This is a genomic window from Streptomyces sp. NPDC096323 (genome assembly GCF_040302845.1).
Lineage (GTDB): Bacteria > Actinomycetota > Actinomycetes > Streptomycetales > Streptomycetaceae > Streptomyces.
Genome location: NZ_JBEOSI010000004.1, coordinates 705,714 through 722,460, shown reverse-complemented (window position 1 = coordinate 722,460; position 16,747 = coordinate 705,714). Strand labels below are relative to the sequence as shown.

The following is a 16,747-nucleotide window of genomic DNA, read 5'->3' as shown; positions in this document are numbered from 1 at the left end:
CGTCCCGGTGCTCGCGGAGCACCTGGACGGCGGGGTACTGACCGCCGCCCCGGACCGGGGACAGTGGCGGTACCGCCCGCGCCGCGTCGGCATGCTGTGGCGGAGCAGGCCGCTCCGCGTCGTCGCCGTCTTCACCGTGCTGGCGCTCTGCGGTCTGGTGATCCTCGCCCTGGTCCGTGACCAGACGGGGACGCGGGGGTTCCTCGTCGGTCTGGGCCTGGCCGTGCTGCCCGTCCCGGTGCTGATGACGGTGTTCCGGTGGCTGGACCGGGTCGAGCCGGGCCCGTGGCGCAACATGCTGTTCGCCTTCGCCTGGGGTGCCTGCGCGGCCGCCCTGGTCGCGATCCTGGCCAACTCCTTCGCGACGCAGTGGATCGCCACCGCCACGGCGGACCCGGGCAGCGCCGACACCCTGGGCGCCACGGTCATAGCGCCCGTCGTGGAGGAGAGCGCCAAGGCGGCGGCCGTGCTGCTGCTCTTCCTGTTCCGACGGCGGGACTTCGACGGGATCGTCGACGGCGTGGTCGTCGCCGGCTTCACCGCCACGGGCTTCGCCTTCACCGAGAACATCCTCTACCTGGGCAACGCCTTCGGCGAGGACCAGCAGATGGGCTCGGGCTTCGCCTCGGTGACCGCGGCGACGTTCTTCGTACGTGCGGTGATGTCGCCGTTCGCCCATCCGCTCTTCACGGTGATGACCGGCATCGGTTTCGGCATCGCCGCGAGCAGCGCGCGCCACCAGCGGTTCCGGCGCCTCGCGCTCCCTCTGGTGGGCCTGCTGTTCGCGATGGGAATGCACGCCCTGTGGAACGGTTCCTCGTCGTTCGGCCCGTACGGTTTCTACGCCGTGTACGGGGCGTTCATGGTTCCGGCGTTCGGGCTCGTGACCTGGCTGGCGATCTGGGCCCGCCGCCGCGAACTGCGCGCCCTCGGCATCGAACTGCCGGTGTACGCGGCGGCCGGCTGGCTGTCCCCCGCCGAGCCCTTCGCCCTCTCCTCGATGCGCGCCCGCGGCATGGCCAGGGACCTCGCCCGCCACCGGGCGGCGGCAGCGGCGGCCGGCGCCCCGTACGGCAATCCCCAGGGCCACGCGTACCACCCGGCACACGCTCCCGCGCACGCCGCGCACCCCGCTCACGCGCGCATACCCGCCACACCGCTGAAGGCGGTGAGGGCCGAGGGCAGGGCCGCAGCTCGTACGGTCGCCGAGTACGAGTCGTTCGCGACCTCACTGGCCTTTCTGCGCCGCCAGGCCCGCCGCGGCACGGCAGGACCGGATTTCGCCGAACGCGAGCGGGAGTTGCTGCACCACCTGTGGCAGCGCAGGGAGACCGCCGGCCCGGCCCTGGTGCACGCGGCACAGGCCACGGGCCGTCTGCGCCTCCGGTACGTTCCCGCGGCGCACCGGCCCTATACAAACCCGTCGTACGGGAACCCGCCGTACATACCCCCGCAGCACGCGACCCCGCCGTACGCGAACGGGCCATACACACCCCCGCCCTCCTACGGCCCGCAGGGTTAGGAGGCGACGGGTCAGGCGGATGCCTCGGTGAGGTCCGCCAGCTCCTGGTCCGTCAGCCGCAGACCGGCGACGGCCACCAGGGCGGGGAGCTGCTCGACCGTACGGGCCGAGGCGATCGGTGCGGCGACGGTCGGCCGGGCCGCCAGCCAGGCCAGCGCCACGGTCGCGATCTCGGCATCCCGCTCCTGGGCCACCTCGTCGAGCGCGGCGAGAACCTTGCGACCGCGCTCAGACTCCAGGTGCGCTCCCGCGCTCCCGGCCCGGGCGCTCTCCACGGCGCTCCCCGGACGGTACTTGCCGGTGAGGAAACCGGAGGCGAGGGCGTAGTACGGGACGGCCGCGAGTCCTGCCGCGGCCGCGGTGTCCTGGAGCTCGCCCTCGTACGTGTCGCGGGAGACGAGGTTGTAGTGGGGCTGCAGGGCCACGTAGCGGGCGAGCCCCTCGCGCTCCGAGAAGTCCAGCGAGGCGCGCAGCCGCCGGGGGCTGATGTTGGACGCGGCGATCTCGCGGACCTTGCCGTCCTTCACCAACTGGTCCAGGGCGGTGATGATCTCCTCGACCGGGACCGTCTCGTCGTCGAAGTGGGTGTAGTAGAGATCGATGTGGTCGGTGCCGAGCCGGCGCAGCGACTCCTCGGCGGCGGCCTTGATGGTGGTGCTCGAGAGCCCCGTGTACGCGGGGTGGGCGCCGACCTTGGTCGCCACGACGATGTCGGAGCGGTTGCCGCGCGCCGCGAGCCACTTGCCGATGAGGTTCTCGGACTCGCCGCCCTCGTTGCCGGGGACCCAGGCCGAGTAGGAGTCGGCGGTGTCGACGAAGTTGCCGCCGGCCGCCACGTACGCGTCCAGAACGGCGAAGGACTGCGCCTCGTCGGCGGTCCAGCCGAAGACGTTGCCCCCGAGGGCGAGCGGGAAGACCTGAAGGCTGGAGGAACCGAGCTTGCGGAGAGAAGTCATGGGTGCAACAACGGCTTCCCCCGGCACCGCTATTCCGTGGCCGGTACACCTGAACCGCGGCCGCGGCCGCGGCCGGGCTGCGGCTGCGGCTGCGGCCCGACACATACCGCGAGGGCACGGCCGCGGACAGACCGGCAGCCCTGACGTCGGGGGGAGCGTCAGGGCTGCCGGGGTCGCGGGGCCGGAGAACCGGCGCGGGGAAACGGTCTCAGACCGTCAGGCCACGGGCGCGCAGCCAGGCCATCGGGTCGATACCGGTGCCGTCCGGGGTGTGGACCTCCAGGTGGAGGTGCGGGCCGGTCACGTTGCCGGTCGCGCCGACGCGTCCGATGGTGTCGCCCGTCGTGACCTTCTGGCCGATGCTCACGTCGATCGAGGACTGGTGGCAGAACCACACCTCGGTGCCGTCCTCGAGCTCGAGGACCGTGCGGTAGCCGTAGGAACCGGAGTAGCCGGCCGACTTGACCGTCCCGCTGTGGACGGCCTTGATCGGTGTACCGGTCGGCGCCGCGAAGTCGAGACCGGTGTGGTAGCCGGAGGACCACATCGATCCTGCCTCGCCGAAGGTCGAGGTGATCGTGTACGAGGAGGTGGGGATGGCGTAGCTGGCGGCGAGCTTGGCCAGCCGCAGGGCCTCCGCCTTCTTCGCCGCCTCCTCCGCCGCCTTCTTCTTCTCGGCGGCGATCTTGGCCTCGGCGGCGTCCTGCTGCTTCTTCGCCTCGGCGGCGGCCTTTTCGGCGGCCGCCTTCTCCGCGGCGGCCTTGACCTCGGCGTCGGCGGCGTCCTGCTGCTGCTCGGCCTGCTGGAGGATGCGGGCGCGGAGGGCCTCACCGGCGTCGGTGGTGCCCTGCTCGGCCTCGGCGGTGGTGATGCCGGCGGTGGTCAGCGGGGCGGCAGAGGTCGCGGCCGCCGTCTTCTCCGCTGCGGATTCGGACTCCTCGCCCGAGAACAGCGCGCCGACGCCCGGAAGGGACTTGGCGTCGGGGAGGTTGTCCGCGAGGGAATCGGGAAGAGAAATGGAGACCGGCGGCTTGCTCTGGGCGGTGGCCATGCCACCCGCACCGACGGCCGCGATGACGCCGACGCCGAGGACGGTGGAGCTGCGGGCCAGACCATTGCGCTGCTTGGCGACGCGGTGCTTGCCGCGCACGGGGCGGACGGACTCCTCGGTGGGGTTCCATTCCTCCCAGGTCCGCTCGGACCCGGCCTCGTCGGCGCGGAAGTCGTTTCCGAAGACGCTGCCCCGATCGGTCCCGTGGTCGGTCGCGTAGTCGGTTCCGTACTCCGTACCGAAAGCGGTGGCGGGCCGGGGCGCGAAGTCATCGCCGTACTCGGACCCGAACCGGGAGGGAGCTTCGGGGGCAGGCTTGTTGGACGCCACGGGGGCGCACTCCTTTCCTTCCTTCTCGCCTACCGGGTTAGCTGACGGGTTCGGAGCAGGAAGGTCTCCTACGGGTTCTCCGTCTCGTGGGACAAGACAGAGACACCCGATTCACCCCATGTAGGTGGTTCCCCGGTTCCCTTGCGGAATTCGGCGCTCGCGCACGGTGCCGCCACTGACGGCGGCTGGGACAACCGCGCTGCGTTATCGAACGTTAATAGACACCGGGGTCCGATTCCAAGCTGTTCCCACTGATCGTTCACGCCCTTGGCCTGGACTTTACGGGACACAACCGGGTGGAATCGGACGAGTTGATCGCGCCTCAGCTACCGGTCAGTTCCTGACGTTGCGTCACATGTTATGCGGAGTGATGCGCTTCGGTTACGGACGGTGGCATGGCATCAAGGCCGCCACCCGCTTCCCACCCCACTCCACTCCCGCCCAACGGACCTCCGGCTCATCCGCCGCGCACGGCCGCCTCGGCGGACCTCCGGCTCATCCGCCGCCCAGGCCGACGATCTTCACGGTCCTGCGCCGGTCGGGCTGGCCCTCGGTGGGCCGTACGACCGCGAGCAGCGCCATGTCGTCCGTCGACTCGCCACCCGTGTGCAGCCGTACGTCATCGGTCAGCGCGGAGAGCAGCTCGTCGGGCCCCGGGAAGATCCGTCCCCGTAGCCGCTCGGCGGGGTCGTAGAAGACGCCTTCGGCGTTACGGGCCTCGGAGAGGCCGTCCGTATAGAGGAGGAGCGTCGCGCCGGGAGGCAGGTCCCACTCGTCGGCCCGGTCCGGCCACTCCCCCAGACCCATCCCCAGCGGCAGCGCGGGCATCGAAGGACCGAGCACCTCCACCACCCCGTCGGTGTGCAGCAGCAGCGGCTCGGGGTGGCCGCGGTTGACGATCCGCGCCCGCGCCGCACCCGGCTGGATCTCCGCGAGCACGGCGGTGACGAACCCCTCGAACGCGTCGAGGCCACCGCGCCGGTCCGACTCCCGCGCCAGCGCCCGCTCCAGCCGCTGCGCCACACCCTCCAGCGTCTCCTCCTGCTCCGCCGCCTCCCGGAAGGCCCCGATGACCACGGCCACCGCCTCCACGGCGTCCAGCCCCTTGCCCCGCACGTCCCCGACCACGAGCCGCACGCCCTGCGGGGAGTCCGTCACCGAGAACAGGTCACCGCCGACGAACTCGTCCGCCTGCGCCGCCTCGTACCGCGCGGCCACATGCAGCCCGCCGATCCGCTCGGACGGCGTCGGCAGCACGGCACGCATGGCGGTCTCCGCGATGACACGGGCCGAGGCCAGCTGCTCGTTGCCGCGCCGCACGACCCCGTTGATCACGACCGCGAGCACGGAGACGGTGAGGACGGTGACCAGTTCGATGGCGGGCACGACCTGGAGCAGGGTGCCGCTGTAGGCCCGCAGCCCGACGACCGCCAGCAGCGCGGCGACCCCGGCACGGACGGTGCCGGCCAGCGAGGCGAACGGTGCGGCGATCAGCGGGGCAGCCGCGTACAGGGGGATGGCGGTGAACTCGGGCGGGCTCAGGACGTCGAACAGCACGCCTCCGACGATCATCAGCCCAGGCAGCACCCGGACGAACCGGCGGGTCCGCACCCCTCCGCCACGTCTGAGCCGCCGCTTCTCCCGCTTCCCCACCTGCTGATCTCCTGCCCGGTACATCCACGGCCGCGGACGGTACCGCGTACCACCACCCCCAGGCTTCCCGCAGCGGGGTCGCGTGGCGACTCCTCGTCGGCCAATGGGGGTACGTACGCGGCATGCGGCTCCCGCACCGACCGGCCCGGCGGGCCGACGGCGCCACAAACGATTCAGGCCCGGCACGCTGTATGCGTGCCGGGCCTGAGTCTTCAGTAGCGGGGACAGGATTTGAACCTGCGACCTCTGGGTTATGAGCCCAGCGAGCTACCGAGCTGCTCCACCCCGCGTCGGTAAACACAACTCTACGGCATGTTCGAGGGACTCATGACCACCCGGCGCGCACGCCCCCCGCAGGCCGTGTGCGCCCCGGCCCGCTGCCCGCGCCCCGGCCGAGGGCACCTGGAAGGCACCCGACTCACCAACCGCACGCTGCGAGCGGGCTGTTCTGCGTCACCAAGCCACAACAAACCAGCTCTGCCGCCCCTTTTGAGAGCCGCGCGCGACCGTCCCCGGCGCGGGCGACCTCCGGTGACCGTTCAACGTGTAGAAACCACGAAGGTGTTGCGAGGAACACGTGTTCTGCCGCAAGGTAACTGCTGCATCCCCCGGACCGGTGGGCTGCCCGTGCGAGCAGGCCCGGAGCGCGCACTCGCCGCGCCCCGAAAGCGCTCCCGGTCTCTCATCGCAGCCTGTCTGGAGGGCCCTCGACGATGACCGCACCGCTCACGCCCACTCCCGCCCCGGCCACCTCGCCCTCGCCCGTACGCGGCGCCGTCATCAGCGGCGTCATCGGCGGTCTCATCGGTGCGGTGATGAGCGCGGTGGTGAACTACGCCGCCGTCGGCCTCCCGGACAGCGAATCGGCCAACGCGATCAACCACGCGATATCGGGCCTGATCAGCGGGTTCCTCGCCGGCTTCATCGGAATCCTGGCGCACAACCGGAAGACCGCAGCGAACGCACGCGCGGCAGCGGTCACCGGCACGCCCGCGACCCCGCAGCCGGCCGAGCCCGCAGAGCGGTCCACCGACACGGTCCCGGCCGAGGCGCCGGGCGCAGCCCCCGTACCGGAGAAGTAGCGGCGTACTCCACACCGCCTGCAACTCCAACAGGCGAAGGCATAAATGCGGTGATATGACTGATTTCGGATTCAGTCATTCGACGCGGTGCCTGGAGTGGACGATGGACGACTACCCCCTGCTCAACCTCTTCTGGACCATGCTCTGGTTCTTTCTCTGGATCATGTGGCTGTTCCTGCTGTTCCGGGTCATCATGGACATCTTCCGCAGTGACGACCTGGGCGGATGGGCCAAGGCGGGCTGGCTGATCGTGACGCTGGTACTGCCGTTCGTGGGCGTGCTGGTCTACGTGATCGCCCGGGGCAAATCCATGGGAACGCGTGACGCGAAGGACGCCAAGGAACGCGACGCGGCCTTCAAGGCGTACGTGAGAGACGCGGCGGGCACCTCCGACGCGCACGGCTCACCGAAGGGCAGCCACGTAGAGGACCTGTCCAAGCTCGCGGACCTCAAGGACAAGGGCGCGATCACGGAAGAGGAGTACCAGCGGGCGAAGACGAAGCTCCTCGTCTGACTACTCCCGTACGGCGAGAGAACGACGCCGGCGGGGCGAGAGAACGACGCGGGCGGGGCTTCCCCGATGTGCCACGCCCGCGTCCTTCGTCGGAGGAGACCCATTCCCGGCCGAGGCGCTGAGGCGTATCCAGGACACCATCGAGTGGCGACCTGCCCGGGCTTGTTGATCAACAACACTGCCCCCTCCGGCGCCGAGTGCGCTGCCGACGCACCCGAGGGCCCGGAACGACGAAGCGCCCCGACCGGATGGGACCAGTCGAGGCGCTAAGTTGCAGGTCAGATGGGGTTTCCCCGCCCTGCTTCGCGTAGGCCGTGTGGGACTCGAACCCACAACCAACGGATTAAAAGTCCGCTGCTCTGACCAATTGAGCTAACGGCCCTCGGCGAATCACCCCCGAGCATAGCCCGCCGTGGCCCGGCCGCCGATCGGGTATCGGTTGCCGGGCCACGTCGTCGTGGCAGCGGCCTCGTTCAGCGGGAGGCGTTGCGGGCGATCGTGCGTTTGTGATCGGGGTTGAGGAACCAGTGACGGGCCGAGGCGAACCACCAGGTCGCGGCGAAACCCAGGACCACCAGGACGGCGACCGGGGCGTAGTTGAAGGTCTCCCAGGTGACGGGCGAGAGCTGGGGCAGCATGAAGAGCACGGTGATGACCACGACCCACACCACCGCGACGATGCCGATCGGACGGGACCAGCGGCCCAGGTGCCAGGGGCCGGGACGGAAGTCGTCGCCGCGCAGAAGACGGAGCAGGGTCGGGATGACGTAGGCGATGTAGAGGCCGATGACCGCGATCGAGGTGACGGCCGCGTACGCGGTGAGGTTGATCAGGTACGGAAGGCCCAGGGCCAGCGCGGCGACGGCGGCCAGCCACACCGCGGCCACGGGCGTGCGGGTGCGGGGGCTCACCGTGTGCCAGACCCTGGAGAAGGGCAGGGCGCCGTCCCGGGAGAACGCGTAGATCATCCGGCTGTTGGCGGTCACGGACGCCATCCCGCAGAAGAGCTGGGCGCCGATCACCACGAGGAGCAGCAGCTTGCCCGTGGTGGCGCCCAGGGCGTCGAGGAGGATCTGGGCGGGCGGTGCGCCGGTCGGGGAGGCCAGGGCTCCGTCGTACGACTGGATGGCGAAGGTGAAGCCGAGGAGGAGAACGAATCCGGCGATCCAGGAGGTCCAGATGGACTGGACGATGCCGCGCGGTCCGGCCGTCGCGGCGTCGTGCGTCTCCTCGGTCATGTGGGCGGAGGCGTCGTAGCCGGTGAAGGTGTACTGCGCCATCAGCAGCCCGATCATCACCACGTAGAAGCCGCTGCCCCACCCGGTGTTGTTCACGAACTCGGTGAAGACGAACGACGCCGACTGATGCGAATCGGGTACGAAGGTCAGCGCGCCGACGATGACGGCGACGCCGAGCACGTGCCACCAGACGCTGACGCTGTTGAGGACCGCGACGATGCGCACGCCGAACGTGTTCAGGAGGCCGTGCAGCAGCAGGATCGCGGCGAAGAGGAGGATCGTGCGGCCGGGGGTGACCTCGAAGTCGAACTGGAGGTTCAGATAGGCGCCGAGGAACGACGCCGCCCCGAAGTCGATCCCGGCGGTCACGGCGACCTGGCCCAGCACGTTGAACCAGCCGGTGAACCACGCCCACGCGGCCGCCGAGCGGGGCGGGGCCAGCCGGTGGGCCCAGAAGTACAGGCCTGCGGACGTCGGGTACGCCGAGCAGATCTCGGCCATCGCCAGCCCGACGAACAGCGTCATCAGTCCGACGCCGACCCAGCCCCAGGTGATCAGGACGGGACCACCTGTGTTCATGCCGAACAGGTAGAGCGTGAGGCAGCCGGAGAGCACCGAGATGATCGTGAACGAGACCGCGTAGTTGGAGAAGGCGGACATCCGGCGGGCGAGGACCTGCGTGTAGCCCAGCTCGGCCAGCCGCGCCTCGTCGGAGCCGGGGGGTGGGGCGGAAGGGGCCGAAGTGGCGGGCGGGGACGTTGTGCTGGACCCAGGCTTCGACAGGCTCTGTGGGGTGACTGGGGACGGTTGTTCGGAAGGCGCTCCAGGTGGGTTGCTTGTCATGCCCCCAGCGATTCCCTCGCCGGGGGCACGACATGCGTCGGACGCGGACCGGTATGACGGCCGAGCGCGTCGCGTCCTCTTGGGAAGAGGCGGACCGCGCCTGCGTCAGTAGAGCCTGGAGTACATCTGCCAGCCGCCACCGACCTTCGCCCGGTACCCGAACAGCCCCTTGCCGTCGCCCCGGTAGGACCACAACACGCCGGCCGTGTCACGGGCGAGGAGATCGGCCTTGCCGTCACCGCTCACATCGCCCACACCGACGAGCGAGTTGTAGACCTGCCAACCGGCACCGACCTTCACCCGGGCCGCCAGCGTGCCCTTGCCGGTCCCGGCGTACCGCCACAACACCCCGGCCGCGTCCCGGGCCAGCAGGTCACCCCTGCCATCACCGTTCAGGTCACCGGCACCGGCCAGCAGGTAGCCCTTCCAGCCCGTACCGATCTTGACGCGCGCCTTGAACGCACCGGCGCTCGTCTGCTCGTACAGGTACAGGTATCCGGTCGACGTCTCCCGGGCGAGCACGTCCGCCCGGCCGTCCCCGGTCAGGTCACCCGGCGAGGTGAGGGCGTCGTAGATGTTCCAGCCAAGACCCACCCTCGTGAACGCGGTCGTCGGCTTCAACGCGGCGCCGCACGACGGCTTGTACGCCCGCAGCTCACCACTCTTCACCCGCACCAGCACGTCATTGCACCGGTCGCCGTTCACATCGCCGAACGGCACCGCCGCCGTCACGGTGTTCGCACCCGTCCAGCCCGAACCCGACACCTTCGCATCCACCGAGCCTGTGCCCGTACCGGCCCGGAAGTCAGCGACTCCGGCAGAGGTGAACGCCAGCAGGTCACCGACACCGTCACGCTTCACGAAGTCGCGCGGCACCGCCGACCCACCGACGACGTTCATTGTGCCGGTAGTGCGCAGATCCGCTCCCTGCCCGTCGGCAGGCTTCGCCGTCAGCGTCCACGTGTACGGGCCGTTGGGCAGGTAGCCCCCGTCCGCGGACCGCCCGTCCCACGTAGCGGAGACGGAGTACGCAACAGCCCCGCCCGAGCGGGTGGCCACGGTCTGCCCCGTCACCTTGTTGCGGAGCGTCAACGTCCATGACGCGGCCGGTTCCGTCAGCCACCACGTACCGCGCCAGGCAACGGGAGTGCTGTCCGTGTCGGCCGTGGCGGACACCGATCGGTACGGAGAGGTCAAAGGAGCGGCGGGGAGGCCCTCGTGCAGCACACGGGTACCGGAGTTCGTGTGGACCGCGATGTCACCGGAACGCGGGTCCAGCGCGCTTCGCCCACCACCGAGAGGTGTCACCAGGACCGAGCCGGTGTGCACGTCGTAGCGCTTCGACTGGAAGGTGTCGACGACCACACCTCCGTCACCGAGTTGGGCGGGCCCCGTGACGGGAAGGCGCGTGTTCGTTCCGGTCCGTATGTTGAGGACGCCCGAGGCCGTCCCGACGTCAAGGATGTAGCAGCTCCAGTAAATCCACTCGCCCCGCACCTGAAGATCGCTCAGATCGCTGCAGCCCTCCTTGATGGTCGAGGTCGCCACGTTGGCTCCGGTGGACAGGTCCTTGCCCGTCACCTCCAGATTCCCGGCAGGGAAGGTTCTGGCCAGCGTCCAGAGCGAGCTGCCCCACAACGCGCTGACAGATACCGGCCTCTTGTCGATCACCGTGCCCGTGTCGATGTCGATGACCCGGGTCTCCATGGCACCGGCCGCTGACTGCCCCGTCACGAGAACCAGGTTGCCGGAGGCGCCATCGATGCCCGCCCTCCCGTCCTGCGTGGGAACCAGTCCCGTCTTCACCTCCGCCGCAGCGGGATACCCGGCACCCCTGTTCACCACAGCCACCGCGTCGCTGCCGTCGGCCTGCGTGCTGTCGTAGACAACCCTTCCGTCTCCCGTCGCGACGAGTGGGGGGCAGTAGATACTGCGTCCCGGCCAGTCGCAGTTCTCCAACGGCTTCTGGAAACTGCCTCGATCGACGCGGGGGCCGTAGCCGGGTGAGTCCGCTACGAGATCCCGGGTGTAGACCGCGGTACGGCCGTCTCCGCGCTCCACCGTGGTGACCTGTCCCTGATCGATCAGGAGGTCGTGGACGACCATCTGTACGGGTGCGATCGGGTGGAGGAGATCCACCCGGGGCTTGCCCACACTATCCGCGGTGATGGATACGAGTCCGTAGTCCAGGGCCGAGGAGCCACCGTTGAGTATCAGCCCCCCACCGGGACGGATCGCCACAGTGTCCACGTTCGCCCGGGCGACGAGTTCGTACTCGGCCGTGCCGTCGAACGGGACAGCGGAGATCCGCCACTGGGACTCGTCCTGCATTTTCTCGCCGTAGGCGGGGTCGTAGCGCCCGACGATAAGCGCGTCCCCGGCGAAGCCGATGATCCGCGCGCCCTTCTGAGGCCGGGCGACCACTCGCTCAGGGGCGGAGAGATGCCCGATGGCGTTCATGCCTATGCCCGCTACCTCCCGGGTCAGGAGATAGCCGTCAGCGACCACCGCGTCGGCAAAACGGATGGGCAGCAGTTCGAGATGGGCCGTGGCAAGATCCACCCAGCCGTTGATCAGGTTCTGGCCCGGCACACTGACATACACCAGGAGTCCCTGCGCGCTGCCCCGCTTTCCCGTCAGGAAGTTCGCACCCTCCGGAAGTCCGGTCACCTTCCGGTCCACGGTCGCACCCTGATCGGCTCGCAGCAGATGTATTTCGCTCACATAGCTGCTCTGCGTCGCCGGGACCTTGGTCACCACGGTGTCCCCGAGGGTCATGTAGTACTCCTGACCCGCCGGAATCGTGATGTGCCACGACGCTCCGGTTGCCATGTCGCGCAGGAGAACATCGGAACTGCCCGGCGCCCGCAGCGCCACTACGTCCGAATCCGCGCCGCGGTATTCGACCGGGGCGGGCACCCCCATGCCCTCGGTGCCCTCGACCGGGCGTGTCTCGCCGCCGTAAGTGGTCCACTCCAGAAAGGTTCTGCTCGAATCGGTGTCCGCGTGGAGAAAGCCCGTGCTGCCCGCGCTGTGTACTCCGCCGGCCGAAGAGGGTGTGGTGCGCATGGTCGGCGGAATCACGATCTCGGTGGGCGGAGCCTCCGCGTTCGCGGTAGGCATCGGGCCAAGGCCCACCGCAAGCGCCACCAGAGTCATCACGGTCGTACGGCCGCGCAGAAAACGTGCCAAGGCAGTCCCTCCCCAGGAATCGGCCTGCGATACGGGGATCGCGCCGGTATGCGTGTCCGCGCTCAGCCGCCACTGACAGCGACCGGCACCGGCCCCCCGCCCCCATGGCTCATGGCCCCCACATCAAAGTCGCCGGACTGTAACATCCGTTCCGCATGTGACGTGAGCGAAAAGAAAAGCGGGCCCGTCCAGGAAGGACGGGCCCGCTTCATCAGGTCAAAGACCTACGGACGATCAGCCGTTGCGCTTCCAGCGCGGCTTGTCGTCGCGGCGGCCGAAGGTACCGGTGCCGGTACCCGTGCCGGTGCCACCGCGGTGGTCGTCGCGGCGGCCGGTCGGGCGGTCGCTGCCGCCGGAGCGGAAGCCGCCGGCCGGGCGGTCGTCACGACGGTCGCGGTTGACCGGACGGTCGCCGCCGGAGCGGAAGCCACCGGCCGGGCGGTCGTCACGACGGTCGCGGTTGAACGACGGACGGTCGTTGTCGCGGTTGAACGACGGGCGGTCGTTGTCGCGACGCTCGAAGGGACGGCCGCCACGGTCGTCGCGACGGTCACCGCCACCGGAGCGGAAGCCGCCCGAGGGACGCTCGTCACGACGGTCGCGGTTGAACGACGGGCGGTCGTTGTCACGACGCTCGAAGGGACGGCCGCCACGGTCGTCACGACGGTCACCGCCACCGGAGCGGAAGCCGCCACCGACCGGACGGTCCTCGCGACGGTCGTTGCTGCCGCGGAACGACGGACGGTCGCTGCTGCCGCGGTAGCCGCTGCTGCCGGCCGGACGGCCGCTGCGCTCGCCGGTACGGTCGTTGCCGCCACGGTAACCACCGCGGTCGCCGCCGCCGCGGTTGTCCCGGCGCTCGAAGTTGCCGCGGTCGTCGCGACGCTCCTCGCGCGCAGCCTGCTGCTCCGGCACGGAGGTGGCGGCCAGCAGTGCGGCCTCCGCCTCGGCGGCGACCTCGGCCACCGCTGCCTCGGGGTCGTCGCCCCGCTCGCGTGCGGCGCGGGCGACCAGGCGGTCGGCCTCCTCGCGCAGCTCCACGGCACGGCGCTGGATGCGCTCCAGCTGCTTGGTCAGGTCGGCGGCCTCGCGCTCCGCCTGCTTGGCGGCGTTGTTCGCGGAGTCGGCCTGGACCTCGGTGAGCGAACGGGCACCGGTGATCTCGGCGACCTCCGGCTCGAAGACGCCCGCGCCCTGGACGATGTGACGGGACGCGTCGACGCCCGCGTCCTCCATCAGGCGGAAGATCTGGCGACGCTGGTGCGGCAGCGCCAGCGAGACGACCACACCGGACTTGCCGGCACGGGCGGTACGGCCCGAGCGGTGCAGGTAGTCCTTGTGGTCACCGGCCGGGTCCACGTTCAGGACCAGGTCGATGCCGTCGACGTGGATACCGCGGGCGGCGACGTCGGTCGCGACGAGCGCGTTGACGAAGCCCTTCTTGAAGTCCTCGAGCACGCGGGTACGGGCACCCTGCGTCATGCCGCCGTGCAGTGCGTCCGCCTTGACGCCGGCCTCGATGAGCTGCTCGGCGATGCGGTCGGCGCCCAGCTGGGTGCGGACGAAGATGATCGTCCGGCCCTTGCGGGCGGCGATGGCGGAGGTGACCGGCGCCTTGTCCTTCGGCTTCACGACGAGGACGTGGTGCGACATGGTCGAGACGTTGCCCTGGGCGGAGTCGACCTCGTGGGTGACCGGGTTGCTCAGGTAGCGCTTGACCAGGGTGCCGATCTCGTTCTCCATGGTGGCGGAGAAGAGCATGCGCTGGCCGCCGCCGGGGATCTGGTCGAGCAGCTCGGTGACCTCGGGCAGGAAGCCCAGGTCGGACATCTGGTCGGCCTCGTCGAGGACGGCGACCTGGACGTTCTCCAGGGAGCAGGCGCCCCGGTTGATGATGTCGCGCAGCCGGCCCGGGGTGGCGACGAGGACATCGACACCGCGCTCCAGCGCGTAGATCTGGTTGCCCATCGACGTACCGCCGCAGACGACCTTCATCTTCAGGCCGAGCACGTCGCCGTACGGCTGCAGCGCGTCCGCGACCTGCATCGCGAGCTCACGCGTCGGGGTGAGGATGATCGCGCGGGGCTTCTTCTTCTCGGTGTGCCCACCGGCCAGCGCCGTCAGGGTCGGCAGACCGAAGGAGAGCGTCTTGCCGGAGCCGGTACGACCGCGGCCGAGGATGTCCTTGCCGGCCAGGGCGTCCGGGATGGTCGCCGCCTGGATCGGGAAGGGTGCGGTCACACCGTTCTGCGCGAGCTTGCGGACGATGCCCTCGGGCAGGCCCAGCTCGGCGAACGTGATGGTCGGCTCGGCGTCCGCCGCGTCGGCGTCGGCCTCCACGGCCAGAGGGGCGTCGGTCTCGACGGCAACGGCCTCGACGACGGCCTCGGCGACCTCGATGAGCTCGGCGCTCTCGATGGTGTTCTCGACGTTCTCGGGCATGACGGTGTGGTCAGAACTGGAAATTGACATGCGAAATGCGAAACCTCTCGGAGTCTCGGCACGCGCCCGTAACTCCGTGTTTTCGCAATTTCGACCGCCTCAATGCGGTCCAGCCACGGCAAGGGAGAGTACGCGCCACACGGCGCTCTTCTGTGTCGGCGCCGGGCAATGGGATCAAACGATCTATAACCATACGCACTCTTCCCCCCATTACGCAACCCACCCCCTCCCGACCACCCCTTCAGGCCGGTCCCACCTGCGGTGATGCCTCCGGAGTCCGCAGCGCGTAGACGGCGCCCGGCGCGCCCATCGCGCCGTTACGGAGCTGAGCGGCCGGCGAGGCGGAGGGCGCGGGTGGCACCGGTGGCGCCGGATCGGAGGGGCCCGGATCGGGCTCCGGTGGAGCCGTCGGCTGCGGGCTCTCGGGGGCGGGGCCCGGGTCGGATGCGGCGGGCGGTTCCGGCTGCGCGGGGGCCCCCGGCCCCGAGGGTGTCTGTGGCGCCGGGTGGCCGCCCTTCGCCGGGCCGGACCGGCCCGATTCCGGGCGGGGGCTGCCGGAGGGGGCGGCGGAGGCGCTCGGGTCGGCGGAAGGGCCAGCCCTCCGTTCGGCGTGCGCCCCGGCGCCGCCCCCCGTACGGGCCCGGCCCGTCCCGGCCACCGTGGACCCGTCCGGCTCGGCCACCGCGCCCTTCGGTGCGGCGGACCCGGAGGGCGCCGGCTTCCCGCCGTCGGAGCCGATGCTCATGCAGCCGGTGGACGCGGCGAGCGTCACCGCGGTGACGGCCATCCAACGGACGGTTACGGGCAACTGGCGCACGGGGGCCTCCGGGGGGCGCGAAGAAGGACGGGCGCTGTGCCCAACTCCCCCCGCCCCGCCGTGGACACGGGTCCCTACGGGGTGGCCGCGCCTTTGCGGTTGCCCCGTGCCGGGGCGCGGGGTTCCGTCCTCAATCCCCCCCATAGCCTTAAGGGCATGGGGGGACCCCCATGACGGGCTTGGAGTGGTGCGGCTTGCCCCGCCGGTGCGGGCGCCCCTGCCCGGTGGGTGGGGGTCCGGGGTCCCTCCGGGGCGTCTCCTCAAACGACGAACGTTCCGCGGGTACGTGATGGACCCGGGTCGATGTTCGTCGTCCTGCGGGGACTCCCCTGCACGCCCCCGGACCCGGCCGTCTGGCGTCTGCGACAGTCGATCCACCGGGCGTTCACACGCAAGACGGCTGGGTGGGGGCGTGCAGGGGAGTCCCCGCAGGAAATGGCGTACGACTCGGGTCGTTTCCGCACCCGGCCGCACATGCCATTTCTGAGGAGTCTCCCCGGAGGGACCCCACCCCCACCCACCGGCGTGGCGCACCCGCGCCCCGCGAGGGGACCCGCACCAAGCCCGTCCGGCGCTTGAGGACGGAACCCCGCGCCACGGACCCCCGCACCGAGTCACCCGTAGCCCAGCGCATGCAGCCTCTCGTCGTCGATGCCGAAGTGGTGGGCGATCTCGTGCACGACCGTGATCTCCGTCTCGGCCACGACGTCCTCGCGCGACTCGCACATCCGCAGCGTCGGCCCCCGGTAGATGGTGATCCGGTCCGGCAGGACGCCCGCGTACCACTCACCGCGCTCAGTCAGCGGCGTGCCTTCGTAGAGCCCCAGCAGGTCCGGATCATCGGACTCCGGTTCGTCCTCGACGAACACCGCGACGTTGTCCATCAGCCGGGTGAGCTCCGGCGGGATCCGGTCCAGCGCCTCGCCGACCAGTTCCTCGAACGCTTCCCGCGTCATCTCCAGCACCCGGCCATTGTCACGTACGCCCACCGGACGCGCCCCGGTGTCCGCGTATCCGCCTCGCCGCCGGGGCGCACGCGCGTATCCGCCTCGCCGCCGGGGCGCACGCGCGTATCCGCCTCGCCGCCGGGGCGCACGCGCGTATCCG

11 protein-coding genes, 2 tRNA genes and 1 riboswitch are annotated in these 16,747 nt (G+C 70.4%); of the genes, 3 read left to right on the top strand and 10 right to left on the bottom strand.

Translation table 11 applies throughout. The annotated features are described in order from the left end of the window. Positions 1-7: 7 nt before the first annotated feature. Positions 8-1,522: a PrsW family intramembrane metalloprotease gene (locus ABTX18_RS14670; protein ID WP_352123102.1), complete on the top strand. Its 1,515-nt coding sequence runs from the start codon at positions 8-10 to the stop codon at positions 1,520-1,522. Positions 1,523-1,533: 11 nt separating this feature from the next. On the opposite strand, the gene ABTX18_RS14665 is transcribed toward ABTX18_RS14670, so the two are convergent. The 4 genes from ABTX18_RS14665 to ABTX18_RS14650 form a co-directional block, all read right to left on the bottom strand. Continuing rightward, positions 1,534-2,478, bottom strand: a complete 945-nt coding sequence (locus tag ABTX18_RS14665; RefSeq protein ID WP_352123056.1) for an aldo/keto reductase — start codon at positions 2,476-2,478, stop codon at positions 1,534-1,536. Positions 2,479-2,686: 208 nt separating this feature from the next. Next, entirely contained in the window at positions 2,687-3,859 is a 1,173-nt protein-coding gene (locus tag ABTX18_RS14660; RefSeq protein ID WP_352123055.1) for a M23 family metallopeptidase, read from the bottom strand. 11 nt (positions 3,860-3,870) lie between these two features. Beyond that, a riboswitch (cyclic di-AMP (ydaO/yuaA leader) is annotated at positions 3,871-4,025 on the bottom strand. Positions 4,026-4,354: 329 nt separating this feature from the next. Further along, positions 4,355-5,536: a PP2C family protein-serine/threonine phosphatase gene (locus ABTX18_RS14655; RefSeq protein ID WP_352123054.1), complete on the bottom strand. Its 1,182-nt coding sequence runs from the start codon at positions 5,534-5,536 to the stop codon at positions 4,355-4,357. A gap of 192 nt (positions 5,537-5,728) precedes the next feature. Next, a tRNA-Met gene (locus ABTX18_RS14650) sits at positions 5,729-5,802 on the bottom strand. Between the two features lie 423 nt (positions 5,803-6,225). On the opposite strand from ABTX18_RS14650, the gene ABTX18_RS14645 reads away from it, so the two are divergent. Further along, complete coding sequence (locus ABTX18_RS14645) at positions 6,226-6,594, top strand: hypothetical protein (protein WP_352123053.1); 369 nt, start codon at positions 6,226-6,228, stop codon at positions 6,592-6,594. A gap of 103 nt (positions 6,595-6,697) precedes the next feature. Next, positions 6,698-7,108: an SHOCT domain-containing protein gene (locus ABTX18_RS14640; protein ID WP_352123052.1), complete on the top strand. Its 411-nt coding sequence runs from the start codon at positions 6,698-6,700 to the stop codon at positions 7,106-7,108. A 308-nt stretch (positions 7,109-7,416) separates the two neighbouring features. Here the strand turns inward: ABTX18_RS14640 and ABTX18_RS14635 are convergent. The 6 genes from ABTX18_RS14635 to ABTX18_RS14610 all read right to left on the bottom strand — a co-directional run bounded on the left by ABTX18_RS14635 (position 7,417) and on the right by ABTX18_RS14610 (position 16,605). After that, positions 7,417-7,490, bottom strand: a tRNA-Lys gene (locus tag ABTX18_RS14635). Between the two features lie 91 nt (positions 7,491-7,581). After that, on the bottom strand, positions 7,582-9,189 hold the full coding sequence (locus ABTX18_RS14630) for an amino acid permease (RefSeq protein ID WP_352123051.1): 1,608 nt from the start codon (positions 9,187-9,189) through the stop codon (positions 7,582-7,584). 105 nt (positions 9,190-9,294) lie between these two features. Next, positions 9,295-12,381: an FG-GAP-like repeat-containing protein gene (locus ABTX18_RS14625; RefSeq protein WP_352123050.1), complete on the bottom strand. Its 3,087-nt coding sequence runs from the start codon at positions 12,379-12,381 to the stop codon at positions 9,295-9,297. A 234-nt stretch (positions 12,382-12,615) separates the two neighbouring features. Then, a complete protein-coding gene (locus tag ABTX18_RS14620) occupies positions 12,616-14,853 on the bottom strand; it encodes a DEAD/DEAH box helicase (RefSeq protein ID WP_503061141.1) in 2,238 nt (745 codons plus the stop codon). A gap of 211 nt (positions 14,854-15,064) precedes the next feature. Continuing rightward, positions 15,065-15,640: a hypothetical protein gene (locus ABTX18_RS14615; protein ID WP_352123048.1), complete on the bottom strand. Its 576-nt coding sequence runs from the start codon at positions 15,638-15,640 to the stop codon at positions 15,065-15,067. A 614-nt stretch (positions 15,641-16,254) separates the two neighbouring features. After that, positions 16,255-16,605, bottom strand: coding sequence for a metallopeptidase family protein (locus ABTX18_RS14610; protein ID WP_352123047.1), 351 nt, complete (start codon positions 16,603-16,605; stop codon positions 16,255-16,257). Between the last annotated feature and the right edge of the window lie 142 nt (positions 16,606-16,747).